This window comes from Ruegeria sp. CDSA034, from assembly GCF_059612275.1.
This window is the reverse complement of the sequence record NZ_JBXWQH010000009.1, coordinates 111,944-137,122: the sequence shown is the minus strand read 5'-3', so window position 1 is coordinate 137,122 and position 25,179 is coordinate 111,944. Positions and strand designations below refer to the sequence as shown.

Here is a 25,179-nt window from a genome sequence, read left to right as displayed (position 1 = left end):
ATGCGCAAGATCTACGTCGCCGGGCATCGCGGCATGGTCGGCGGTGCAATCCTGCGTCGCTTGCAAGACCGTCAGGCATCAGGTGAGGCGCTGGAACTTGTGACACGGACCCATGCGGAACTTGATCTGACCAATCAAGCCGCTGTCGCTGATTTCATGCAGGCCGAGCGCCCAGACGTTGTCATTCTGGCGGCGGCTAAAGTCGGCGGTATCCATGCCAACAACACCTACCCGGCTGATTTCATTTACAAAAACCTGATGATCGAATGCAACGTGATCCATCAGGCGTTTGCCGCGGGGGTCAAAAACCTGCTGCAGTTGGGCAGTTCCTGCATCTATCCGCGCGCTGTGCCGCAGCCAATGCGCGAAGAGGCCCTGCTGACAGGTGTGCTAGAGCCGACAAACGAACCCTATGCCGTGGCAAAGATTGCCGGAATCAAGCTGTGTGAAAGCTACAATCGGCAGCACGGCGTGGACTATCGTTCCGTGATGCCGACAAACCTGTACGGACCTGGCGATAATTTTCACCCTGAAAACAGTCACGTCCTGCCCGCCCTGATCCGCCGATTTCACGAGGCACGCCGGGATGATCTGGAAGAAGTTGTCATCTGGGGCACAGGTAAGCCCCGGCGCGAGTTTCTGCATGTTGACGACATGGCTGAGGCGTCTTTGTTCGTAATGGACCTGTGCCGTGCTGCATATGAGGCAAATACCCAACCCATGCTGAGCCATATCAACGTGGGATGTGGTGAAGATATCTCAATCGCGGAACTGGCAGCGACGATTGCAAAGATCACCGGGTTCACCGGGCGGATTACGCAAGACGTCAGCAAGCCGGACGGTACCATGCGAAAGCTGATGGACGTTTCCCGGCTGGCCGACATGGGATGGCGCGCGACTATCAGGATCGAAGACGGTATTCGCGAAACCTATGCCTGGTTTCTAGAGCAACCCGAGGCAGAACTTCGCGCGAAGTGACCGCCCGGACACAGATCCGGGCAGTCTGGCGGATCAGAACCAGCGGCCAATTGCTATGGCCGTTGGAGGTAAAGCCGTCGCGTCAGAAACAGACGAAAGAACTTTGTACACGACCTGAGTTTCGGACGGTTCATCAAAGCCCATGAACCTGTTGATCGCGCCCCCACTGCCGCTGATTGCCGTGTTGGTGCCAGTAGCAAAGGCAGCCGGGAAAACCCATGTTGCAGACGAGCTCGCATACAGTGCACCTTCGGTGTTTGTGCAGGTCGTTGCATCCAGTGAAGCGGTGCAAATCTGGGTACCATCAGCAAACCGGACGAAATCACCACTCGGTGTGGCTCCTCGTTCAATCACAGCGCCGGTTGGGGTTCCGCCGCTTTGCGTGACCGCCCCCAAAAGATTTCCGGGCCCATAGCCATAGTCAGCCCGCATCAAGCGGCCCGCAGTTGTGTCTTCCGCGCTGTTTTGCACGGCCGTGCCAGAGGCCACCCCGGACGTTGGATCAAAGCTCAACGCTTCGGACCAATTGTTCCCATCCGGCGAGACCTTGATGGAAAAGCCTGTGCTACCGGACAGACCCATTTCCGCATGTCCGGTCCAGTTGGATTGAAACAAAAGGGATGCGGTTTCACCCGCATTTGCCTTGTTAATCTTCAGTTGATGCCCGGCACCCTCGTGGCTTAGCAAGGTTGCCGGCGCGCGCACTGACAGACGATTGGTCGTGTCGTGCCCGGTGGCAATTCCGACGCCTGGCAGGTTCTGCGTCGTGGTCGGGGGTTCGACCCATGCCGACCCGTCCCAAATTGTCAGACGGTTATTCTCCTGGTCCCACGCGCGCCAGCCCGATTTGGGCGTTATGAAATGCCAGCCATTGTCTAACCAAGCTGCAAGTTCTCCCGCATGATCCGACCAATCGCCGGAGGGCGTCGACCCAAGGGCATAAAGCTCACCCTGCGCCGGAACTGTGGGCGGCGTCGAGGCATTAGTAGACTCAATGCAAAGCTGGACGACCAGATCAAGGCGTCTCAGGGCTTCATTATGTGTGACGTGCTTTTGCGCTTGCGACGGTTGCAGCAATGGCAGGTTCAATCTGGGCGAATTTTGGGACAAAGGGCATTCTCCGTTGGTTGTCGGATCGACAATTGCGTTGCGCGCCAGACTGCCGCGCCTCACATGAATCCCGCCTGACCGATACGAACGCTCGGTTAATGCCGTGCCAATATTTTGCCTGAGCGATGGGCTGTCCAATCACCCCAGGGCTTTTGAACTACACCGAAAGAAAAAGGCAAACTGCAATGCTTGCAGTTTGCCCTTAATTCGATACCGTTTACCTCGTTTTCGAGGCCACAATCCCTGGTTACTGGGCTGCCTGACCCGTGGCGACAACGTCGTGCAGGTATTTTTGCAAATCCTCTCGAAGGTCATCGCGCGCCAGCGCAAACGCGACTGTTGCCTGCAGGAAACCCGCTTTGGACCCGCAGTCAAACCGCTGGCCGTCGAATTTGTATCCGAAAACCGGGACACCGTTTCTGATGTCTTCGGCGATTGCGTCCGTCAGTTGAATCTCGCCGCCACTGCCCAGCTTGTTCTGATTAAGGTTGTACAGAACCGATGGGCGCAGAATGTAACGACCGATTACTGCCAGATTGGACGGTGCTTCCTCGGGTTTCGGTTTCTCGACCATGCCGCGCGCGCGCACCGCTGTTCCGATGTTATCGCCCACATCCAAAACGCCGTAAGAGCTTGTCTTTTCCGGGGGAACTTCCATGGTGGCAACCATATTGCCGCCAGTTTCCTCATAGGCTTCTATCATCTGCTGCAAGCAGGGCTTTTCCCCTGCGATGACGTCGTCGGGCAGCATGACCGCAAATGGTTCGTCTCCAATCAGGCGGCGTGCGCACCACACGGCGTGACCCAAACCCAAAGCTTTGTGTTGCCGGATATAGGCGATAGCCCCGCTTTCCATGTTGGTCGCATTTAGCGTTTCCAACAGGTCGTCTTTGCCTTTTTCCTTAAGCGTTTGTTCAAGGATTTGGTTGTGGTCAAAATAGTCCTCAAGCGCTGACTTTCCGCGGGACGTTACAAAAATGAATTCGGTAATCCCGGCCGCCCGAGCTTCGTCGATTGCGTATTGAACCAGCGGGCGATCGACCAGGGTCATAATTTCCTTAGGTACCGATTTTGTCGCGGGCAGAAAGCGAGTACCAAGACCCGCAACCGGAAAAACCGCCTTTGTGACCTTACGTGCCATGCTACCTCTCAGCAAAAAGTCTTGTCCGTATGAAAGTGTTTTGTCGACGCCACCTCATATTGCGCGCGATTAGAACAATCAACGCAATTAGGCAAAGTCGGTCAACTTGGAGAGATCGTGCCACCGTTGAAATCGGAAGTCAAAATGCTCTGCACATGCTGGCTATGACATAGCCTTAGAGGTTGCCAGTTTAGGGTTAAAATGGATGAAAATGTGCATATTGGATGCAATGTGGAGACAAACTGAGTCGCTGAAACACCCAAAAAACGAACCTGCCCCGAAGGCTGTGAATTGCTTCGGAGCAGGCGGGTTTATGCCTTTGCCATGATCGCCTCGAGCGGGTCGTGCTCGGCCACAAAATGATTAGGCTTCACTTCACTCAACAGAGGAACATAGTCATTCTCACCGGCCGCCAAACGACTTGGGAGGAAACGCAACGCGGCTTTCGGATCCATCGGTGAGGGCAGTTCGCCCGGCAGTTTCAGGCGCGTGCGGCTGCGCTCCACGTCCGGGTCCGGAATTGGCACGGCCGAGATCAGCGATTTGGTGTAGGGGTGGATCGGATCAGAACAGATCACTTCTCCGTCGCCCAGTTCCACGATCCGGCCCAGATACAGCACCATGATCCGGTTAGATACCGCTCGTACAACCGACAGGTCGTGACTGATGAAGATCATCGACAGACCGAACTCCTGCTGCAACTCGCGCAGCAATTCCACGATCTGCGCCTGAATTGACACGTCCAGCGCGGACACTGCTTCGTCGCAGATGATCAGCTTGGGTTTGTTGATCATCGCCCGTGCAATGCCGACGCGCTGGTTCTGACCGCCCGAAAGCTCGTGCGGATAGCGGTTGATCATGTTGGCCTTCAGGCCGACCCGTTCCATCATTTCGGCGACCAGCTTCTTGCGCTCCCGCTCAGTCAGGTCAGGGCGATAGGTCTTCAGCGGTTCCGCAATTGAGGCCGAGATGGTCATCCGCGGATCGAGGCTGGCCAGCGGGTCCTGGAACACGATTTGCAAGTCCTTGCGGTACTTGTTCAACTCGGACCTCCTAAGTCCAACAATGGGATGACCCAGCCAACTGACATTTCCCGCACTGGGTTCGATCAACTGCAGGACGGCCCGTGCCAAAGTGGACTTTCCGCAACCAGACTCGCCCACGACTCCCAATGTTTCGCCCTTGCGGATGTCAAAACTGACACCATCGACGGCTTTCAAAGGTACTTTGTGCCCGAACAAACCGCCCGAGACGTGGATTGGGAAGTGCACTTTGACGTCGTCGACTTTCAGCAGCGGCTCATCGACTTTTTCCAGCGCCTTGGGTGCGTCACCGGCGTCGATGCGGGGCATCGCGGCCAGCAAAGTCTTGGTGTAGTCGTGTTTGGGCGCCCGGAAGATTTCACGCGTCTCGCCGGCCTCAACGAATTGACCCAGCCGCATGACCTGAACGCGATCGCACATTCGGGCCACGACACCCATGTCATGGGTAATCAGCGCAATCGCGGTGCCTTCGTCCTTTTGCAGGCGTACCATCAGGTCCAGAATGTCTGCCTGAACGGTCACATCCAGCGCCGTTGTCGGTTCATCCGCGATCAACAGCTTTGGATTACACAACATGGACATTGCAATCATGACCCGCTGGCGCATGCCGCCCGACAGCTCATGTGGATACTGATCCAGACGCCGTTTAGCCTCAGGGATGCGCACACGTTCGAGCCATTCAAGACAGCGCGCCCGAGCAGCCGATCCTTGCAGCCCCTCGTGAACCTGCAGAACTTCGCGCATCTGCTGACCAATCCGCAGGTGCGGGGTCAGGGCGGTCAGGGGATCCTGAAAGATCATGCCGACATCGTCGCCACGGATCTGGTTCAGCTTGTTGACCGGCAGGTTCAGAATTTCCTGACCGTTCAGCATGGCGGAACCGGTTGCCTGCCCGGCAGGTGGCAGCAGGCCCATCGCGGCCATGAATGTCTGGCTTTTGCCGGACCCACTTTCGCCCACGATGCCCAGGCATTCGCCTGGATTGATGTCAAAACTGATGCCTTTGACGGCCTCTACAACGCCGTCGGCGGTGTTGAACTGGACGCTCAGGTCTTTTACGGAAAACAGGCTCATATCAGCGATCCTTCGGATCCAGAGCGTCGCGCAAGCCATCACCTATGAAGAACATGGTGATGATGATTGCGACGTAGAATGTCAGTGGGAACAACAACTGCCACAGCGTGCCATAGCCCATCGTCCCGGCCCCTTCGGCGATCAATCGACCCAGAGAGGTATAGGGTTCGGAAATCCCAAGGCCGAGGAACGAGATGAAACTTTCGGTCAGGATCATTTCTGGCACCAGAAGCGAAGCATACACAATCACCACGCCAAGAAGGTTGGGCAGGATATGGCGATACATGATGGTGAATTCGCTGACCCCAGCCGCACGTGCGGCCTCGATAAACTCTCGGTTCTTCAGGGTCAGGGTTTGCCCCCGGACAATTCGTGCCATCGTCAGCCAACCAACCGCACCAAGTGCGATGAACAGCATAACGAACGACCGACCCGCGACAACCAGCAATAGGATGATGACCAGCGTCGCCGGAATGGCCAGCAAGATATCGACGAAGCGCATCATCACGCCATCAGTGCGGCCTCCGATATAGCCCGCGGCAATACCGTAGCAGGTCCCAACGATCAGGGCCGTCGCGGCACCGATCAGACCCACAAGCAATGACGTTGTCGTCGCCTGAATGACACGGCTGTACAGATCACGACCCAGATCGTCGACACCGAAGAAATGTCCGGTCTCTGCGGACGGCATTCCCATGCCGCGAACATCGCCCATGACATTCCAGTCGATTTCCTCGTTGCTCCATACGGCAAAGTAAGGACCAATGATTGTGAACAACACGATCATTACCAGAATGAACAGGCTTGCCATGGCCGCCTTGTTGCGAACAAAACGCATCCGTGCGTCCTGCCAAAGTGATCGCCCCTGAATGACCGTGTAATCTGTGATGTCTTCGGCCAAGTGGGCGGCTTTTTGTGATTTACCAAGCATTGCCAGCCCCTCAGTAACGGATTTTCGGATCGAACCAGGCATAGGCCAGGTCGGTCAGCAGGTTCACCAGAACGGTCAGGACGCCATAAAGGATCGTGACCCCCAACAGCACCGCGTAGTCACGCGACAGCGCGGACCCCACATAGGCTTGCCCCAATCCGCCGGTAGAGAAATAGATGTCTACAAAGACAGAACCGGTCAGTACGTAGACGAAAACCGGGCCCAGATAGGACACCACTGGCAGCAATGTTGGTTTCAGCGCATGGCGCCAGATCACGGTTCTGGTTGGCAAACCCTTGGCGCGGGCCGTGCGGATGAAGTTCGAGTTCAGAACTTCCAGCATCGATGATCGCGTGATCCGCGCAATGGATCCCATATACGAGGTGGCAAGCGCGATAACCGGCATGATCAGATACGGCCACTGGCCGCCATTCCAGCCGCCGCCCGGCAGCCATCCGAGCCACAGAGTGAAGGTCAGGATCAGGATCGGGCCCATGATGAAGTTCGGCAGCGCCTGTGCCGCGATGCCCAGACCAACAGCGAAGTAGTCGATCCAGCTGTTGTGCTTGATCGCAGCGGCAATCCCAAGCGCGACTCCGACGGTTGTTGCCACCAGGAAGGACAGCGAACCGTAGGTCAGCGAGATCGGGAAACCCTGCGCGATGATGTCGTTCACGTCCCTGTCCTTGAATTTGAAGGACGGGCCGAAATCAAAATGCACGACGATGTTGTACAGATAATCCCAAAGCTGTTTCCACAGCGGCTGGTCCAATCCGTACCGCGCCTCGATATTGGCCAGCACAGCGGGCGGCAGTGGCCGTTCCGAGGTGAAGGGCCCACCTGGCGCGAAGTGCATCAGAAAGAAACTTGCAACGATCAGCAAAAGGATCGTTGGGACGGCGATCAGCAATCGCCGGACGATATAGGCAAGCATTTCATGCCCCCATTATTGGCTTTGCCCCGGAAAGAACTCCGGGGCAAAGCTTGGTCTAAGGAAGATTATTCGGCGGTTTTGTAGAGGTTCTTGGAATACCAGTTCTGCTCTACGTTTTTGACCGGCCAGTTACCGACATCGCTGTCCATCATGTAGACGCCAGCATAGTGATAGATCGGGATAACGGGCGTCTCTTGCGCGATGATACGCTCGACCTCGGTGTACAGAGGTGCGGCATCGTCAGAGGTTTTGGCTTCGGACAGCAGTTCATCAACGCGGGCGTTGTTGTACTTGCCGTCGTTATAGCCGGAATCCGACTGTAGCAGATCGAGGAAGGTCGAGGCTTCGTTATAGTCGCCACACCATGCTCCGCGTGCCATATCGAAGTTCTGGTTGCCACGCTCTTCCAGGAAGATCTTCCATTCCATGTTGGCCAGCTCGGCATTGACGCCCAGCTTTTGCTTCCACATCTGGCTCAGGGCCACGGCAACTTTTTTGTGCGCTTCCGAGGTGTTGTAAACCATCTCAAAGCTCAGTGGGTTGTCGGGACCATAACCAGCTGCGGCTAGCAGTTCCTTGGCCAGTTCGTCGCGCTCGGCCTGCGACATGGACGCCATTTCTACGTCTGGAACGTCAAAGCCAGCGGTTGCTGCCGGGGCAAAGGTATAAGCCTGCGGCTGCCCACCTGCCATTATGTTCTCAGTGATGATCTTACGATCAACTGCCAGGGACAGCGCCTGACGGACGTTCGGGTCCTTGAAGGCTTCGGGGCCACCATCGGACAGGTTGAACGTGTAATAATAGTTACACAGGCGCGGGAAGCTGATTGCTTCTTCCGGGTGCTCTTTTTGCAAGCGTGGGAACTGACCTGCGGGAACTTCTGTGCGGTCCAGCTCACCTGCCAGGTAACGGGTCAGCGCGACGTTTTCGTCGTTGATGACCAGTGCCACGACTTTTTCGATGATCGTGTTGTCGTTATCCCAGTAGTTTTCGTTCCGCTCACGAACCGAACGTTCCTGCGGCAGATGCTCGGTCAGGACGTATGCACCGTTCGATACGATGTTTTCAGGCTTGGTCCAGGCGTCGCCAAACTCTTCGATAACTTTCTGCGGGGCAGGGAAAGTGGTCGAATGCGTGGTCATTTGCGGGAAGTACGGCAGCGGTGCGCTGAGCGTCACTTCAAGCGTGTGGTCGTCGATGGCTTTAACGCCCAAGTCGTCAACCGACTTGTCACCTGCGATGATTTCAGATGCGTTCTCGATCGACATCAGTTCCATGAACCATGCATAGGGCGAGGACAGGGCGGGATCGACGGCACGTTTCCAGGCGAAAACAAAATCGCTGGCGGTTACCGGATCACCATTCGACCACTTCGCATCGTCGCGCAGGGAAAAGGTGTAAACGTCTTTGGAGTCGTTGGTGGTGTAACCGGTGGCAACACCGGGGACCAGATTGCCGTCTTCGTCCTGGTTCATCAGGCCTTCGAACAGGTCACGCACGATCTCGGCGCCGGAAACATCCTCAACAACTTGAGGATCGACCGAGCTGTGTTCGTCCAGAATACGGTAGGTAAAGGTCTGGTCATCCGCCAACGCTTCGCCGGTAGTCGGATGGGTTCCGGCGGCAAAAGCAGCCCCGGTGATCATGGTCGAGGTCAACAGCCCCGCAAGAGATGTACGAATATACTTGTTCATGTGTTTCAACTCCCGTTTTTTTTTCGGCGACCCACGCGCATCCTTTCAGGATGGCTAAGGGCCACCATGTTTGTCCGACCCAGAAAGAGACCGGGACTGGTTCGAATTTTGCTTTTTCAGATCGCAATGAACACCGCGTCGCAGTCTTTCGGTTTGCAGTCGGGAACGTGTTTGCAAAAGTCGCCTTTCACTGATGTCGAACGTGGCATTATTTCAAAAAAGGTTAAAGCCTTTGCCTTAAAATTGGGCAACCAGAGGTGGAATGTGAATGGAAACGGGGGTGCAGTGGAAATTTTATGTTGAAACTCGGAGGCTTCGTGACATTTTCGTGAAGGGTGCCGATTTTCGTTTGGTTGTTTCCGTCGGGTCAAACAGCTGAGGGGTATCTGGATCAGGGCGAATCGCTACTGTTTCAGGCTGGCCTTCATTCCCGCATCAGGAAAGCAGGTAGGAGCTTGGCCGATCGATTCTTGCCAGCGTCCGATCGAACGACGGGTTTTGAACCCGGGTAGGCCATCCGCCCCTCCGACGTCGTGCCCTTGTTGTTCCAGTGTGCGCTGCATGGCAGCGATATCGGATCGGTACATGGCGTCGATCTTGCCCCAGCGACCAGAAAAATTGCCAACGCCATATTGAATGCGGTCTCCGACGTGTCCAACGAACAAGGCATACAGATCGCTTTTGTTGTATTCCTTGAGGACATAGAAGTTCGGCGTGACGACAAAGGCAGGGCCGTTCCGCCCGGCGGGCATCATCAAATACCCATCTCCGGCCAGTTCATGTTTTGGAAACGGCTTGCCTGACACGCGCGCAATTCCCATTGCGGCCCAGTCCCGAATGGGTCTGCCTTGGTCAGGACCTTCCAGCGCGCAGGATATGGTGTCAGGAACAACGACTTCGAACCCCCAATCGCGCCCGGCCCTCCAGCTATGCTGCGCCAGATAGTTCCCGATAGAGGCAATTGTATCTTCGGCTGAGGTCCAAATGTCAGCTTTCCCGTCCGCGTTCCCGTCGGCCGCATAGGTCAGGAAATTGGAGGGCATGAATTGCGGTTGGCCCAAAGCGCCCGCCCAGCTGCTTTTCATTGTGCCCGGCGGTGCATCGCCCGCTTCGGCGATTTGCAGCGCCGCGATCAGCTCTTTGGTAAAATAGTCAGCGCGGGTACTCATGAACCCTTTGGTGCCCAGCACCTGGAAGGTGTCGTGTCGAATGGGAACTTGCCCATAGCCGCTCTCACGACCCCAGATGGCCAGAATGATGCGGGCGGGCACGCCTGTTTCGGCCTCGACGCGCGCCAAGGTTGCGGCGTGTCGCCGGGCCATCTGCCGCCCGACGGATGTCGCGCCCTGAACGGAGCCCGCGTTGAAGTATCGACCCGGGGAGCCAAATTCAGCCTGTTTTTGCCATTTCGGGGTTTTGATCGGTTGCCCCGGAGGCACCAGATCCGGCAATTTCCAGTTCAGCGTCACACCGTCAAAGGCCTGTTGCATCGTGCGCCTGGAAACACCCTTGGCTCTGGCCTTTGGCCAGATGGTGTCTTGCAGCCAAGACTGGAATTGTCTTTCAACCGCAGCACGATCTTGCGCGGTTGCACTTGTGGACAGGCACCAAAGACCCAGGACGAACATGATCCATCGCATCGCTTAAGGTCTGGCTTGGTCAAAGCCGCAAGTCAACAGCGGTTTTCCCGTGGTTTTGTCTGCGCCTATTTCCACCGTTGATCAGGGTCGGCGGCCGAGCACCGACCTATTTGGGAAAAAGCCTTGAGAAATTTCATTTGTCTGCCGATAGTTGGCGCGAGAGATTGCTTTAGGAGGACAATCAGGCGTGGCCCTATTCCGAATGTCACCAAAGGCGATGCAGGTTGTGATTGTCGCTGCGGCTCTCTCTGCTACGGCGCAAGCTGCCGGTGCAAGTGACAGTTTCATGGACCCACAAGGTCCGATTGCCGCTGTCCAAAAAGTGCATCTTTTCCGCGCAACTGTCCTGATCCTGTTGGCGGTTGTTCCGGTTCTTGTTCTGGTGCCGCTGATTGCCTTTCGGTATCGGCGGCGCAAAGAAGGCGGAGCCATGTACCGGCCCAAGTGGGATTTCTCCGGTCCGTTGGAGTTCGTTATGTGGGGCGTGCCGGTTCTGATTGTCGTGCTGCTATCTTTCTATCTGTGGAAGGCGACCCACCGATTGGACCCATATTCGGATCGCTTTGGCGAAATGCCCGCGCTGAACGTTCAGGTCGTCGGATTGGATTGGAAATGGTTGTTCATCTACCCCGATCTTGGCATCGCCAGCGTCGGAGAGCTTGGCATCCCCGTCAAACAGCAGGTCGCAATGACACTGACGACCGATACTGTGATGCAGTCCTTCATGATCCCTGCTTTGGCAGGCCAGATTTATGCAATGCCCGGTATGACTACGGAATTGCATGTTGTGTCGGATGTGGCTGCAACAATGCAGGGCGAAAACACCCAGTATAACGGGCGCGGGTTCACCAAACAGAAGTTCCAAACCGTTGCCATGTCCGTCGAGGAATTCAACGAATGGGTCGACAAGGTGCGCAGTAACGGCATTGCGCTGAATGACGAGACCTATCGCATTTTGGCCATGCGGACGGACCGGGACGAGGTGCAAGCCGCGTTGGGAACCGCGCAAATGCCAGATAACGCGTTGTATTTCACGCTGGAGGACAGCAACCTGTTTCATTCAATTGTGCATCGGTATCACGGCAACAATGCTCTGACCGCCGACCAGCAGCCAGGGACGGTAGAATTCGGGCAGGAGGCGCAGCAATGACCACCAATGGTTCTGGCTTCTTCGGCCGCCTGAATTGGGACGCGTTTCCGATTACAGGGCTTATTCAGAATCCCAACACGAACGAGATTGTCGCCAACACTGCCGCTGCGATAGTGATCGTCGGTGTCATCGTCGTCGTTGGATCATTAACGTGGTTTCGCCTTTGGGGACTATTGTGGCGCGATTGGTTAACCAGTGCGGATCACAAGAAGATCGGCATCATGTACATCGTCTTTGCAATCGTCATGCTTGCGCGCGGCGTTTTGGAAGGCGTGGTAATGCGGGCGCAGCAGGCGGCCGGTCCGGGCGATGGATTTCTTGAGGCCGAGCATTTCGCCGAGCTTTTTAGTACCCATGGCACGATCATGATCTTCTTTGTCGCCGTTCCGTTTGTGTTTGGTCTGGCGAATTTCCTGATCCCGCTGATGATCGGTGCGCGCGATGTGGCCTTTCCCGTGATGAATCAGATCAGCCTTGGTCTGACCGTCTCAGCCGGAATGATGCTGATGGTATCGTTGGTGGTGGGCGAGTTTTCGACCGGCGGCTGGACGGCATATCCGCCATATACCGGTGCGGCGTTCAACCCCGGTGTCGGTCCGGACTACTGGATCTGGGCGATCGTCGTCTCTGGTGTCGGAACAACACTGACGGGCATCAATTTTGCTGTCACGATCTATAAGTTGCGCGCACCTGGCATGAAATTCATGCGGCTACCGATGTATTGCTGGACAATTATCTGTAGCTCGATCCTGATTGTCTTTGCCATGCCGCCTCTGGGCGTTGCCGCCCTGATGCTGGCAGCGGACCGGTATCTGGACTTTCATTTTTTCACCAACGACCTTGGCGGCAACATGATGAACTATGCCAATATGTTCTGGCTGTTTGGTCATCCCGAAGTCTATTTGCTGGTTCTGCCGGCCTACGGTATCTACTCTGAGGTCTTCGCAACATTCTCGGCCAAGCGCCTGTATGGCTACAACTCGCTGGTTATCGCCACCATGTCGATTGCGGTGTTGTCATTCACTGTCTGGCTGCACCACTTCTTCACCATGGGTCAAAGCGCGCTGATCAATGCCGTGTTTGGCATCGCGACAATGCTGATCGCTATCCCGACCGGCGTGAAGGTCTATGACTGGATGGCTACCCTGTTCCGCGGGCGCATCCGGTTTTCGGTGCCGATGCTCTACGGGTTATCTTTCTTGATGCTATTTGTCATCGGCGGGCTTTCCGGTGTGATCCTTGCCAACCCAACAGTGGACTATCAGGTCCACAACACGCTATTTCTTGTCGCCCACTTCCACAATGTCCTGTTGCCGGGTGTGCTGTTCGGATTGCTTGCCGGATACAACTATTGGTTCCCCAAAGCTTTCGGGTTCCGCCTGAACGAATTCTGGGGCCGCGTCTCGGTTGCGTTGTGGACCGTCGGGTTCATGCTGACATTCCTGCCGCTGTATTTCGTCGGTCTGATGGGAATGCCACGCAGGTCATTCAGTTGGCAGGACCCGAGCTTCCACCCGTACATGATCGTCGCCGTCGTCGGCGCGCTGATCATATTGGCGGCTTTGCTGTCGGTGATCGTACAACTGTGGGTTAGTATCCGTGATCGGGAAAAGGCACGCGTTCCGGTCGGTGATCCGTGGGATGCGCATACGTTGGAATGGTCGATCCCGGCCCCGCCGCCTTCCTACAATTTTGCCATCATCCCCCACGTGACCGATCGTGACGATTTTGCTGCCGCGAAAGAGCGTGGAAACGCGTATCCGTCGCCTGATGCCTATGAGGATATCTCGGTTCCGCTGAACACTGGAATTGGGTTCAGTCTCTGCGTACTCAGCGGGGTTTGGATGTTTGCGCTGGTCTGGTGGATCTGGTGGCTGGCGGCGCTGATGACAATCTTTATGCTCGCGACCTTTATCGCATGGACGTTCAAGGCCGAAACAGAGCGGGTCATTCCGGCAGACGACGTGCGTAAGCAGCACGAAGCCTGGTTGGATCTGGTTCACAATTCTACGCCCGTTGACCGTGATCACGAAACTGCCCCGGAAAATCGCGGATTGGCCCGCCCTGATCTGGAGGCCGTGACATGAAACGCGCGCCCACCCACAGCTATCCCGGCCTGAACCTTGGACGGCGGCACGCAAGTGCCGACAAGGCAAGCGAAGTCGTTACCTTCGGGTTCTGGGTCTTTTTGATGAGCGACCTAGTCTATTTCGGGCTGATGTTCGCGATCTACATCACAATGATCGACGCACAGGCAGGCGGACCCGGGCCGCACGAATTGTTCGACCTGAAAAGCATCTTTGCCCAGACGCTGATCCTTTTGACCAGCAGTCTTACAGTGGGTCTGGCGATGCTTGCGCTCAAATACAACCTTCCGCGGTGGCGGATCGTATTCTGGTTCTTCGTGACACTGGTTCTTGGTCTCAGTTTCTTGGTTCTGGAAATGCGCGACTTCATGTCGATGGCCGAAAAGGGGGGTATCCCACAGCGCAGTGGGTTTTTGTCAGCATACTATGGGTTGGTGCCTTTGCACGGTCTGCACGTCACGGCCGGGTGCATTTGGTTGATCGTGCTGGGTATTCAGCTACGAATTTTTGGCCTTACCGATTTGCTGATGTCTCGCGTGGTACGGCTGGCGCTGTTCTGGCACTTTCTGGACCTGATCTGGATTGGCATCATCACTATCGTTTATTTCGGAGGGCTGACCTATGGATAAGCGCAGCGAAATGCATCGCCGCGAGCGTCGTCGCTATGTAATCGGTTATGGTGGGTCGTTATTGTTGACCTTTGCAGTATTTGGAATCGCTTACCGTTTCGGCATTGAGACAAAGGGCGTTTACCTTGCAATCAGCCTGCTCGGATTGGCTCAGCTGATCGTACAGCTGGTTTATTTCCTGCACATCGATCGACGTCGCAGCAGCCGCGAAGATCTGGACCTTATCCTGTTTTCCACGATGGTGCTGCTGATCATCATTCTTGGAACTGTTTGGATCATGGGTAATCTGGCGGTTCGGATGCACACGTTTCCAATGTGACGTTCGGCCAAGCCAAATGAAGGGGGCTGGTTCATGAAATCTGTTAAGGTCGTTGGCGCGGTGGTCATCTTGGGCGCAATTGCCATCGGGCTGCTGTTGTACTGGCGCCATCAGGAACGATACCCTTCGACCGATGACGCCTATGTGGGGGCGAACATCATCTACGTGGCGCCACAGGTCACCGGTCAGGTTGCCGAAGTGCTTGTGATTGAGAACCAGCCGGTCAAAACCGGGGACTTGCTGTTCACGATCGACGATACGCAATTCAAAGCTTCGGTTGATCAAGCCAAGGCCAACCTCGACAGCGCGGTGCAGCAGGCGCAGTCTTACAGTACACAAATCGCGGCCGCACAAGCGGTGGTCGACAGCACGCAGTCGGCCTACAATACGGCTCAGAGTAATCTGGAACGTGCTAAGGCGCTGTTTTCAGACGGTGATCTGGCGCAGGCGTCCCTGGATCAGACCAGTTCGGAATTTGCGCGCGCCGCGGCGCAGCTTACCACAAGCCAATCCGCCCTTTTGGCCTTGCAAAGCGGTCTGGCGGCCAAACAGGATGATATTCTGTCATCGCAAGCTCAATTGGAAATTGCGCAGGCCAATCAGAATTGGACCAAGATTTTCGCATCGGCAGATGGGTGGATCGCCAACCTGACCCTAAGGCCTGGATCGTCGGTTTCAGCTAACGCGCCGCAGTTTTCCATCGTCGAGTCGTCTGATTGGTGGGTAGACGCCAATTTCAAAGAGACTTCTCTGCCACGAATTCGTCCGGGTCAGCAGGTCACGGTTAAGATCGACATGATGCCGGGCGTCACCCTGACGGGCAAAGTTGCGTCAATCGGACGGGGGTCGGGGGATACGTTCTCGCTTCTGCCGTCCGAAAATGCCAGCGGCAATTGGGTCAAGGTCACGCGGCGCTTTCCGGTGCGGGTTGAACTTGATCCTACGGATGCCCCATTGCGCGTGGGTGGCAGTAGCAAGGTGACCGTGGATACCACACTGCAGGCCCAAAAATGACATCCCCGGCAGCAGGCCACATCAATCCGGTGATTGTGGTTGCTGTTGTCCTCAGCGCTGTTCTTGAGGTGCTCGACAGTACAATCGTCAATGTCGCGCTGCCCCATATTCAGGCGGCGTTCGGCGCAACAACCGATCAGGCCACGTGGATACTGACCAGTTATATTGTGTCGGCCGTTGTGGTCATGCCACTGACGGGCTTTGTAGCCCGCCGTGTCGGCCGTCGACGTCTGATCCTGACCGCTGTGACCGGGTTCGCGACGATGTCGGTCATGTGTGGCCTGTCCTGGAGCCTTGAAACCATTGTAGCCTTTCGCCTGGCCCAAGGCATGTTCGGGGCGTTTCTGATCCCGTTGTCCCAATCCATTCTCTTCGACGCCTATCCCCGTGAAAAACGTGGGCAGGCGATGGCGGTCTTCGGTTTGGGAGTCGTCGTAGCACCGGTGTTGGGGCCCACAGTTGGGGCGATCCTGACCGAGTATTTCTCTTGGCGAATGGTGTTTTTCGTGAACCTGCCGGTAGCCGCGATGGCGTTGCTTTTGTTGGCCGGAGAGTTGCCGGATGACGAAACCGAAGAGGTTCGCATCGATTGGAAAGGCCTTGCTCTTCTGGCCATTGGCATAGGCTGCCTGCAATTTGTTCTGGATCAGGGAGAGACCAAGGACTGGTTGTCATCACGGGTCATTCAGGTTGCCCTCATCGCTTCGGTTTTGGGCGCGGTTGGGTTTATCATCCATGTGCTGACCACGGAAAAGCCGGTTGTCGATTTGCGGTTTTTCGCGGATCGCAATTTCGCGCTGTGCAATCTGGTTATCGCCGGATTTGCCATTTCCCTGTTCGGAGGTATCGCGATCCTGCCGACTTTCGTTCAGAACTTGCTGGACTATCCAGTCATCACATCGGGCCATCTTTTTATCCCGCGAGGGGTCGCCGCCGGGCTGTCGATGGTCCTGACCGGCGCTGTTCTGGTTACGCGTTTCGATCCGCGTGTTCTGGCCGGGCTGGGTATGCTTTTGACGGCTGTCAGCAATTTCATGATGGGGGCGCTCAACATGGATGCTGGATTTTGGGAGCTTGCCTGGCCAGGGGCGGTAAGCGGTCTGGGGATGGGCCTCGTGTTTGTACCAATGTCGATATTGGCGTTTGAAAGCATCTCCAAGTCGCGGCAGGACGAGGCATCCGGCCTGTTCAATGTGACCCGTCAGCTTGGATCATCAGTCGGAATTTCCTTGGTCGGAACTTGGGTTGTTCGGGGTCTTCAAACAAACACGGCAGTTCTCAGCCAAAACGTGACGCCCTATAACCCCGCCGCCCAAGCCTATCTTGCGCCACTGAACCTGACGCCAGACAGTGCGCAGGGGGCAGCTATTCTGGGACAGGAAATTGCTCAGCAGGCTGAACTGATTTCATATCTGACCGTCTTCAACAATCTAGGGCTTTTGGCCTTGGCGACCATTCCGCTGCTGTTCTTTTGCAAAGCACCTAAACCTGGAACGCAGGCGTCAGTGCCTGCACATTAACGCATCAGGAAAAAGCCAAATGCCAGCGCCGCCCAGCAAAGACCCAGGCTGAGCAATATATTGCCCGCCGACAGCGCCACGGTCCGTTCGCGTCTAAGTTCCAGCGACTGATAGGCAAAGCTGGAAAACGTCGTGAAGCCGCCGCAAAAACCAAAGACCAGGCGTTTTTGTTCTTCGCCCATCTCTATTGATCCGCCAAGATAGCCGATCCACAACCCCAGCAGCAGACTACCCAGAACGTTTACAATCAGGGTCGAAAACGGCAGGTCATGAACAATTCGCAGAGCGATCCAGTGGCGCAAAACAGCCCCTAAACCACCGCCTAACCCGAACATCGCGTGCAGGAACAATTCGCTCATTCAGTCGCCCTCGGCGGATGAAAGCGCCTTCCGATAGCCTCACCCAGAATGGCGGCTGCCAGTCCCGCCGCGATTTCCAACGCGGCGGCCGAAGCCGCAACCCAGATGTTAGACAATGCCAACCGCTCCAATTCGGAAACAAAAGAGGAAAAGGTCGACAGGCCACCACAAAAGCCGACAGCGCCAAGATGCAGCACATGGGCATGGACGCGGTTTCGCACCGAATACAGCCATCCCAGTATGAAGCAGGCCACAATATTGATGCCAAAGGTCTGCGTCAGAAATCCGGCATGCGGTATGCTCACCGAGAACAACTCGCGCAGCAGCGACCCAACTGCGCCACCAATGAACACGGCTCCGAACATCAATGCCGTGGTCCGAACATGCGTTCGTTTTTGTGTCACAGCCTGCCGTCCTGCCCCTATCCCGTTTCCTCGGGCATAATAGCTGGCGTTGCCCGGATCAACCGTGACCAATGTCCGGACTACATTTCACATCTTCGCCCGTTTGCGTGAAGGCGGGCACAATCGCTTGCAATCTAACAGCGATTTGCCCCACGTTTGGCGAACACCTCGCCTGCTGCAGCAGGCTGGCAAGCACGCGACCCTGGGAGAGCACGAATGATTGTACGCAGACTCTATTACTTCATTGCATATGTGTGTCTGCCGCTGACCCTGTTGTGGGGTTTTTTTTGGCCGCCCGCCCATTGGTTGCTGGTGGTGCTCATTCCATATGCCGTGATCGGCCTTTACGACATGCTGACGACCAAACACAACGTGCTGAACAACTATCCGGTCCTGGGGCATTTCCGGTATATGCTGGAGTTCGTCAGCCCGGAAATCCGGCAGTATTTTGTGGAAACCAACGAAAGCGGCCGCCCTTTCAATAGGATCGTACGATCACTTGTCTACTCGCGGGCCAAAGGACAGGTGGATACGCAGGCGTTTGGTACGCAATACGACGTCCTGTCAGTCGGATATCATCGTGCTAACCACTCGCTTGCGCCCAAGCATGTGGATGAAAGCGAAGAACGGATCATGCTGGGTGGCCCGCAATGCACGCAGCCATACAGTGCGTCGCGGCTGAACGTCTCCGCCATGAGCTTTGGGGCGCTCAGCGCCAATGCGATCCGGGCACTGAACGGCGGCGCCAAGGACGGCGGATTTGCGCATAACACGGGTGAGGGCGGCCTGTCCCCGCACCATCTGGCCGAGGGTGGCGACATCATTTGGCAGATCGGAACAGGCTATTTCGGCTGCCGCACGCCCGAGGGTGGTTTTGACAAGGACCTGTTTGCCGAAAAGGCAAAAAAGGACGTTGTCAAAGCGATTGAAATCAAGCTGTCGCAGGGGGCCAAACCTTCGCATGGCGGGGTGCTGCCTGCCGCAAAAGTGGATCAGGAAATTGCCGAAATTCGCGGCGTGCCGGAACATCAGGACGTGATATCTCCGCCCACTCACTCTGCTTTTGAAGGTCCAACCGGTCTGATGCATTTTGTGCAGCATCTGCGGGAAATGTCTGGCGGCAAACCAATCGGGTTCAAGCTGTGTATTGGTAGACCGTCCGAGTTTATGGCGATTTGCAAGGCGATGCTGGAAACAGGAATCCTGCCGGATTTCATCACCATTGACGGTGCCGAAGGCGGTACCGGTGCTGCCCCGGTCGAATTCACCAACCGGTTGGGCATGCCGCTGAACGAGGCGCTGATTTTCGTAAACAACTGCCTACGTGGCGTCGGTTTGCGCGACAAAATCCGGATCATCTGTTCGGGTAAGGTAGCCACCGGCTACGATATGGTCGAAAAATTCGCGCTGGGGGCAGATATGTGCAACGCGGCGCGCGCGATGATGTTTGCCGTAGGATGCATTCAGGCGCTGCATTGCAATACGAACCGCTGCCCGTCCGGCGTTGCCACTCAGGACCCGATACGGGGCAGGGCGGTCAATGTTCCACAAAAACGCCAGCGCGTGCACCGCTTTCACGATGCGACATTGGAAAGCTTCCGCGAACTTTTGGGCGCTATGGGCAAAGACAAAGTGTCAGACCTTCACCCGATAGATATCCGCCGCCGCACGGCAGACGAGCGGGAACGGTCTTATGCCGAACTCTATACCCTTATCGACGAAGGCGTTTTGTTGACAGACGCAATACCGTCCGACTACGCGGCCAATTGGAAACTCGCGTCGGCGGACCGCTTTTAATTTTTTTTGGCTATTTCGCCAAGGATTGACGATTTTGATCCGTCATACTCAGTGTGATGCGTATGAAAACATCGGATGAAGACTTGGCCAGGGCCGCTGCGGACGGGGACGTTGACGCGTTTGCGACCCTGTTGCAGCGCCATTACGACCGGGTCTTTCGTCTGGCTTTTCGTCTGACCGGACGGGCTGATCAGGCTGAGGATCTCACACAGGATATCTGTGCGGCGCTGCCCACCAAAATTGCGGGCTTTCGGGCGCAGGCCAAGTTCACGACCTGGCTTTATCGCGTTGTCGTCAACGCGGCCGAGGACGCCCGGCGTCGCCAGGCAAGTCACAGTCGCGCTGCCGCAGGGTGGGGTGATGTGGAGCAATTGCGACGGGCAGAAGCGACCGAGACGGCCCAAGCATTGGATTGGTTGCAGCGCGCCATGCGGTCTCTGCCACCCGAATTGCAAGATACTCTGGCCCTGACATTAGAGGATGAAATGACACACGCCGAAGCTGCTGCAGTTCTGGGCGTGTCCGAAGGCACCGTGTCCTGGCGCATGTCCGACATTCGCAAACGTCTGCGCGCCCTGCGACAAGAGGAATTGGCACAATGACCGATGATCTTGATGATTTCAAAGCCTTGATGGATGTCGCGACGCCGGCACCAGATGCCGAACGGCGGGCGAAAAACTTGAAATTGGCTCAGAAAAAATTTGCACACAACCAAGGATCGCATGCTGCTGTGCGTCCGACTGTTAAGCGAGGCCCAATGGCCCGCATGACAGAAGGAGCGAAATCCATGTTGAATGCCTTGTCCCATCGCGGCGCCCTGACCGCCACAACCGCAATTGCCGCTGTTGCGCTGATCATGTTCGTGCCGCAGTCCCGCGACATCGTTGTGCAGCCCCTATCGCGCAGTGAAAGCCCTGCGCCCGCACCCGAAGCAGATTCTGCCGCATTGGAAGATCTCGTCGTTGAGGCCCCGGTCGTAGTTGAAGAGTATGCCGCGCCCGTGCGATCCAAAGCGGCCGCCCGTCAGCAAGGCGTTTCGGGCTTGGTTGCTGAAAACACTGCGCGACTTGGCATCACTTCGGGCGATGCCACTCATATGATGGTTGAACCAGAGGTGGGAATTCTGCCCTTCCCGGATACCGAGGCGTTTTCAAACGCTGAAGCCAATCCTCTGAAAGTCACCAGTGAAGAGCCTGTTTCCACCTTTTCAATTGACGTTGATACGGCCTCATATTCGATCGTCCGGTCCTCTCTTATGCGCGGTCAGCTTCCACCCAAGGATGCCGTCCGTGTCGAAGAGATGGTAAATTATTTTCCTTACTCGTATCCCGCACCAGAAGGGGACGCGCCGTTCCGGCCGACGATCACAGTAACACCGACGCCTTGGAATGAGGGTACTCAGCTTGTGCATGTCGGTATCCAAGGGGCATTGCCGCAGATTGAGGACCGACCGCCGCTTAATCTGGTCTTTCTGATCGATACGTCGGGATCGATGCATGATGCCAACAAACTACCTCTGTTAAAACAATCGTTCCGTTTAATGCTGTCAGAGTTGCGAGATGAGGACGAGGTCTCGATCGTGACCTATGCCGGAAGCGCGGGGCAGGTTCTGGAACCCACCGCGGCCGTGGAACGTGACAAAATCCTCGGCGCGCTCGACCAGTTGGAGGCAGGCGGTTCGACCGCAGGTCAGGCCGGGTTGCAACAGGCATATCAGGTAGCCGAAAGCATGAGCGCCGACGGTGAGGTCACGCGCGTTATCTTGGCAACGGATGGCGACTTCAATGTTGGCTTGTCTGATCCTGATGCGCTGAAAGACTTCATAGCAAATAAACGTGACAGCGGTACGTTCCTGAGTGTTTTGGGTTTTGGCCGGGGTAATTTGGACGATGCCACGATGCAGGCACTTGCCCAGAACGGAAACGGACAGGCCGCGTATATCGACACGCTGAGCGAGGCGCAAAAAGTCCTGGTCGACCAGTTGACGGGCGCATTGTTCCCAATCGCAAACGACGTCAAAATCCAGGTTGAGTTCAACCCGTCACAAATCGCCGAATATCGCCTTATCGGATACGAGACGCGCGCGTTGCGTCGGGAAGATTTCACCAATGACAAAGTGGACGCCGGCGATATCGGCGCAGGCCACTCGGTTACGGCGATTTACGAGGTCACGCCTGTTGGTTCAGACGCGATCCTGAACGATCCGTTGCGTTATAATGCCCAAGTGGTACGTGACGGTTCGGATGAGATCGGGTTTTTCAAACTGCGTTATAAAACGCCGGGGTCCGACCAGAGCCGGTTGATCGAACAGCCCATTGCGGCGACGCAGGACGAGGTTTCAGACGATGTCCGCTTTTCCTATGCCATCGCCGGGTTCGGGCAGTTATTGCGCGGTGCAGAATATCTGGGGAACTGGTCCTACGACGATGCGATCGGATTGGCAAACGCAGCCCGCGGTGAAGATCCCTTTGGGTACAGGGCCGAAGCTGCCACGCTCATGCGGCTTGCGCAAACGTTGTCACGGTAACAGCGGGCAATGGGGCGCTGCGTTGGGCAGCGCCCGTGTCCCGTCAATACGATCTTTGGTTGTTGGCCGCATGTGTGTTGATCCGGCGCACGCTCCACTCTACGGCGTCGCGCATGGTCCTGCCCAAAGCATCGTCAAAGGCTTTCACAAGGTCAGGCGTCGCATCGCTGGCAGAGGCAACAACTTCCCGAAATGAACTAGACGCGATGATCTTGTCTTCGAATTCATCAATGATCTTAATGTTCATGCGCACTTCGACGCGGATGGTTTTTGTCCCCTCAACATCGCTGACGACGAACCCCTGAAATTCGCGTAGGTCCGGAACGATGACATAATCGGCGCGCAGGCCCACGGTTGAGCGACCAACAGCGGCCACCTTGCCACTGTTTTCATAGCTTTCGACCAACAGCGCCTGTACGATAAGCGGTGCACGGTCGACCCATCTGGCGCGCGGTAGGTATTGCACCTGCAATGGGGTCGGCTGAATAGCGATCTGATCGGTATTGACCGCCGCCGTTGCTGTCGGTTCCTGTACAACGATTTGTTTTTGGACGCGCGGCAACGAAGACGAAAAGGTGCTTTTCGGCGTCAAAAGATACAGGTCGTTTGGCTTGGATGCCTGCCTCAGCGTGCCCAACCCGGTGCACGCGCCCAGCGACCCCAACGCCAGAACCAAAAGAAACAGCCTGATCATTGGCGAAACTCCGAAGCTTGGGTTCCCAGTAAGAAGCGTGCCGGGTCACGTTCGACCTTGTCCACCAGCCGATCCAGGCTGATTACCAATCGTTGCGACTCTTCTACGAAACGTGTGAATTGCGGCAGGCCGACGCGGAGGAAGTCGGACAATTGCCGTCGGTTGTCCTGAACGATGCCGTCGATGGTGCCCAGCAATTCGGACGCCGATCGCGATGCATTGAGGATATCGGCCGAAATTTCGTCCAACTTGCTTGTGACATTAGACACTGTTGAGGCGACCTGATTGGCCGCATTGCGGATATCGTCCATGACTGCGCCGACGTCTTTGTTGATGACCTCATTGGCCGAGTCAAAAGCGCGTTCCGCAGAAGCCAATGTGGTGTTTGCTGTATCCATCGCTGCCGTGATCGACCCCAGTGTTTTGTTTGCATTCACAAAGGTCTCGGTCGCGGTCGCCAAGGCAACGCTGCCTTCGTCGGACAGGCCGGTCAGGCGTTCTGCCAATGTTGAGGCCCGATCGATAAATGGTTTCACGTCGTCCTGTATTATGCGATCGGCGGTTTCGATTGTAGTCTTGGCGCTGTTCAGTGTTTCTGTCGCGGACTCGGATGCAGTTTTTACGCTTTTGAGTGTGTCTGTCCCTGTCGTCAGAGTGGTTTCGGCTGTGTCGGCCAATTTATCAAGCCGCGTTGTAAAGTTGCCCAGTTGCTTGGCTGCGCCGCCAAGGTCGGTGGACAAACTTTCGAAATCTGTCAGCGTTTTGTCCAACCGGCCGGATGCAGAAGCCAGATTGTCCAAAATTTTGCTGACGGATTGGCGGTTCTTGTCGTCAACGACCGAATTCAGACTCTCTAGCAGGGTAACCGCCTCATCCAAAACTTTCGGGGCACCTTCGAACAAGGATTGAATCGCGCTGCGCTTGCTTTTGATTACGCTGTTTTCCGGCAAGGGTTTGTCGCCGCTTTTGCCACCCGTCAGCTCAACATAACTGACGCCAGTTACGCCCAGAGATTGTAGCTGCGCGATGGTATCTTCAGTGACGGGTATGTCGGCATCTACTTCAAGCTTAACGCGCACCTTTGACGGATCGTCCTCGTCCAGGTTCAACGAAATCACCTGACCAACGGGCAAGCCGTTGAAGCTTACGCCGCCAGCGGAGGAGAGGCCCGATACGTTTTCGAACAGAACGTCGTAATATGCGTATTGGCGCGACACCTCGAATTTCGCGAGCCATAGGAAAAACCCAAAGGCACCAAGGATGCCCGCGATTGTGAACGCGCCAATCAGGATATAGTTTGCCCGGGTTTCCATAGCCTTTACCTGTCCTGCCCCTTCTCTTGCGCCGCGCGGGCCCGGGGGCCGGTGAAATACTCTTGAACCCAAGGATGGTCGACTTTGGTCATTTCTTCAATCGGACCTTCAACCAGAACCCGTTTTTCTGCGAGCACTGCGACCCTATCGCAAATGGCATAAAGACTATCGAGGTCATGTGTGACCATAAAGACGGTCAAGCCTAAAGCATGCTGCAATTCACCGATCAACTCGTCATACGCAGCCGCGCCGATTGGGTCGAGACCGGCGGTTGGCTCGTCCAGAAATACGATCTCGGGGTCCAAAGCCAAGGCACGGGCAAGGGCGGCGCGTTTGCGCATCCCACCGGACAATTCAGAGGGTAACTTGCCGCAACTTAGTTGCGGCAATCCGACAAGGCTGATCTTCAGGTTACCAAGCGCGCACATCAGGTTTTCGCTCAGCCCTGTATGTTCGCGCAGTGGGGCCATCACGTTCTGCAAGACCGTCAGCGAGGAAAACAATGCTCCATCCTGAAAGGCAACGCCCCAGCGACGCTCAATCCGGCGGCGTTCCTGTTCCGGGCCATTCAATACGTCGACACCCAGCACCTCAATGCTGCCCGCCGCGGGTCTGTTCAGGCCCACAATCGTGCGCAGCAGAACCGATTTGCCAGTTCCCGATCCGCCGACGATCCCCAGAACTTCACCACGCCACACATCCAGATTCAGGTTCTGATGTACAACTTGAGGTCCGAACTGGTTTGTAAGATTGCGAACGCGGATCACCGCTTCGCGCTGAGCGCCGGTATTAGATGTCTGTTCCAGCGTCGTGCCGTCCAT

General features: G+C 56.1%; 22 protein-coding genes. 10 read left to right on the top strand and 12 right to left on the bottom strand.

Annotated elements, in window-relative coordinates:
- Entirely contained in the window at positions 1 to 978 is a 978-nt protein-coding gene (gene fcl, locus AC2FLJ_RS15390) for a GDP-L-fucose synthase (protein WP_496706637.1), read from the top strand.
- A 33-nt stretch (positions 979 to 1,011) separates the two neighbouring features.
- Here fcl and AC2FLJ_RS15385 read toward each other — a convergent pair whose 3' ends face one another.
- From AC2FLJ_RS15385 to AC2FLJ_RS15355, 7 genes are all read right to left on the bottom strand, one after another.
- Positions 1,012 to 2,088 (bottom strand): DUF2793 domain-containing protein, encoded by a 1,077-nt coding sequence (locus AC2FLJ_RS15385; protein ID WP_496706600.1) that lies wholly within the window; start codon positions 2,086 to 2,088, stop codon positions 1,012 to 1,014.
- 247 nt (positions 2,089 to 2,335) lie between these two features.
- Positions 2,336 to 3,229: a UTP--glucose-1-phosphate uridylyltransferase GalU gene (gene galU, locus AC2FLJ_RS15380; RefSeq protein ID WP_282169450.1), complete on the bottom strand. Its 894-nt coding sequence runs from the start codon at positions 3,227 to 3,229 to the stop codon at positions 2,336 to 2,338.
- A gap of 311 nt (positions 3,230 to 3,540) precedes the next feature.
- Positions 3,541 to 5,346 carry an ABC transporter ATP-binding protein gene (locus AC2FLJ_RS15375; protein ID WP_282119485.1) on the bottom strand — a complete coding sequence of 602 codons (1,806 nt, stop codon included), beginning with the start codon at positions 5,344 to 5,346 and terminating at the stop codon, positions 3,541 to 3,543.
- A gap of 1 nt (position 5,347) precedes the next feature.
- Positions 5,348 to 6,277 carry an ABC transporter permease subunit gene (locus AC2FLJ_RS15370; protein WP_496706597.1) on the bottom strand — a complete coding sequence of 310 codons (930 nt, stop codon included), beginning with the start codon at positions 6,275 to 6,277 and terminating at the stop codon, positions 5,348 to 5,350.
- A 10-nt stretch (positions 6,278 to 6,287) separates the two neighbouring features.
- Positions 6,288 to 7,211, bottom strand: a complete 924-nt coding sequence (oppB, locus tag AC2FLJ_RS15365) for an oligopeptide ABC transporter permease OppB (RefSeq protein ID WP_058277210.1) — start codon at positions 7,209 to 7,211, stop codon at positions 6,288 to 6,290.
- Positions 7,212 to 7,276: 65 nt separating this feature from the next.
- Positions 7,277 to 8,905 carry a peptide ABC transporter substrate-binding protein gene (locus AC2FLJ_RS15360; protein WP_496706595.1) on the bottom strand — a complete coding sequence of 543 codons (1,629 nt, stop codon included), beginning with the start codon at positions 8,903 to 8,905 and terminating at the stop codon, positions 7,277 to 7,279.
- Between the two features lie 404 nt (positions 8,906 to 9,309).
- The gene (locus AC2FLJ_RS15355) at positions 9,310 to 10,533 is read right to left on the bottom strand and encodes a lytic murein transglycosylase (protein ID WP_496706593.1); all 1,224 of its coding nucleotides are present in this window, start codon (positions 10,531 to 10,533) and stop codon (positions 9,310 to 9,312) included.
- Positions 10,534 to 10,732: 199 nt separating this feature from the next.
- Between AC2FLJ_RS15355 and AC2FLJ_RS15350 the strand changes: the two genes are divergently transcribed.
- From AC2FLJ_RS15350 to AC2FLJ_RS15325, 6 genes are read left to right on the top strand one after another with little or no spacing between them, the layout of a single operon-like run.
- Positions 10,733 to 11,695 carry a cytochrome ubiquinol oxidase subunit II gene (locus AC2FLJ_RS15350; RefSeq protein WP_496697711.1) on the top strand — a complete coding sequence of 321 codons (963 nt, stop codon included), beginning with the start codon at positions 10,733 to 10,735 and terminating at the stop codon, positions 11,693 to 11,695.
- Positions 11,692 to 13,782: a cbb3-type cytochrome c oxidase subunit I gene (locus tag AC2FLJ_RS15345; protein WP_496697713.1), complete on the top strand. Its 2,091-nt coding sequence runs from the start codon at positions 11,692 to 11,694 to the stop codon at positions 13,780 to 13,782. Before AC2FLJ_RS15350 ends, AC2FLJ_RS15345 begins: the two co-directional genes overlap by 4 nt.
- Positions 13,779 to 14,411 (top strand): cytochrome c oxidase subunit 3, encoded by a 633-nt coding sequence (locus AC2FLJ_RS15340; protein WP_282119480.1) that lies wholly within the window; start codon positions 13,779 to 13,781, stop codon positions 14,409 to 14,411. Before AC2FLJ_RS15345 ends, AC2FLJ_RS15340 begins: the two co-directional genes overlap by 4 nt.
- Positions 14,404 to 14,730 carry a cytochrome o ubiquinol oxidase subunit IV gene (locus AC2FLJ_RS15335; protein WP_058277205.1) on the top strand — a complete coding sequence of 109 codons (327 nt, stop codon included), beginning with the start codon at positions 14,404 to 14,406 and terminating at the stop codon, positions 14,728 to 14,730. The genes AC2FLJ_RS15340 and AC2FLJ_RS15335 overlap by 8 nt, the downstream gene beginning before the upstream one ends.
- Before the next feature lie 33 nt (positions 14,731 to 14,763).
- Positions 14,764 to 15,744, top strand: a complete 981-nt coding sequence (locus tag AC2FLJ_RS15330) for an HlyD family secretion protein (RefSeq protein WP_496706590.1) — start codon at positions 14,764 to 14,766, stop codon at positions 15,742 to 15,744.
- Positions 15,741 to 17,264 carry a DHA2 family efflux MFS transporter permease subunit gene (locus tag AC2FLJ_RS15325; protein WP_496706588.1) on the top strand — a complete coding sequence of 508 codons (1,524 nt, stop codon included), beginning with the start codon at positions 15,741 to 15,743 and terminating at the stop codon, positions 17,262 to 17,264. Before AC2FLJ_RS15330 ends, AC2FLJ_RS15325 begins: the two co-directional genes overlap by 4 nt.
- Here the strand turns inward: AC2FLJ_RS15325 and AC2FLJ_RS15320 are convergent.
- Both AC2FLJ_RS15320 and AC2FLJ_RS15315 read right to left on the bottom strand, forming a co-directional pair.
- A complete protein-coding gene (locus AC2FLJ_RS15320; RefSeq protein ID WP_496706586.1) occupies positions 17,261 to 17,623 on the bottom strand; it encodes a fluoride efflux transporter FluC in 363 nt (120 codons plus the stop codon). The genes AC2FLJ_RS15325 and AC2FLJ_RS15320 overlap by 4 nt on opposite strands.
- Positions 17,620 to 18,027: a fluoride efflux transporter FluC gene (locus AC2FLJ_RS15315; RefSeq protein WP_261307899.1), complete on the bottom strand. Its 408-nt coding sequence runs from the start codon at positions 18,025 to 18,027 to the stop codon at positions 17,620 to 17,622. The genes AC2FLJ_RS15320 and AC2FLJ_RS15315 overlap by 4 nt, the downstream gene beginning before the upstream one ends.
- A gap of 216 nt (positions 18,028 to 18,243) precedes the next feature.
- On the opposite strand from AC2FLJ_RS15315, the gene AC2FLJ_RS15310 reads away from it, so the two are divergent.
- From AC2FLJ_RS15310 to AC2FLJ_RS15300, 3 genes are all read left to right on the top strand, one after another.
- On the top strand, positions 18,244 to 19,824 hold the full coding sequence (locus AC2FLJ_RS15310) for an FMN-binding glutamate synthase family protein (protein WP_496706584.1): 1,581 nt from the start codon (positions 18,244 to 18,246) through the stop codon (positions 19,822 to 19,824).
- A 62-nt stretch (positions 19,825 to 19,886) separates the two neighbouring features.
- A complete protein-coding gene (locus AC2FLJ_RS15305) occupies positions 19,887 to 20,426 on the top strand; it encodes an RNA polymerase sigma factor (RefSeq protein ID WP_496706582.1) in 540 nt (179 codons plus the stop codon).
- A complete protein-coding gene (locus tag AC2FLJ_RS15300) occupies positions 20,423 to 22,351 on the top strand; it encodes a vWA domain-containing protein (protein WP_496706580.1) in 1,929 nt (642 codons plus the stop codon). Before AC2FLJ_RS15305 ends, AC2FLJ_RS15300 begins: the two co-directional genes overlap by 4 nt.
- A gap of 43 nt (positions 22,352 to 22,394) precedes the next feature.
- On the opposite strand, the gene AC2FLJ_RS15295 is transcribed toward AC2FLJ_RS15300, so the two are convergent.
- From AC2FLJ_RS15295 to AC2FLJ_RS15285, 3 genes are read right to left on the bottom strand one after another with little or no spacing between them, the layout of a single operon-like run.
- On the bottom strand, positions 22,395 to 23,045 hold the full coding sequence (locus AC2FLJ_RS15295; protein ID WP_109310978.1) for an ABC-type transport auxiliary lipoprotein family protein: 651 nt from the start codon (positions 23,043 to 23,045) through the stop codon (positions 22,395 to 22,397).
- The gene (locus tag AC2FLJ_RS15290; protein ID WP_058277197.1) at positions 23,042 to 24,358 is read right to left on the bottom strand and encodes an MlaD family protein; all 1,317 of its coding nucleotides are present in this window, start codon (positions 24,356 to 24,358) and stop codon (positions 23,042 to 23,044) included. Before AC2FLJ_RS15290 ends, AC2FLJ_RS15295 begins: the two co-directional genes overlap by 4 nt.
- Positions 24,359 to 24,363: 5 nt before the next feature.
- On the bottom strand, positions 24,364 to 25,179 hold the full coding sequence (locus tag AC2FLJ_RS15285) for an ABC transporter ATP-binding protein (protein ID WP_282119471.1): 816 nt from the start codon (positions 25,177 to 25,179) through the stop codon (positions 24,364 to 24,366).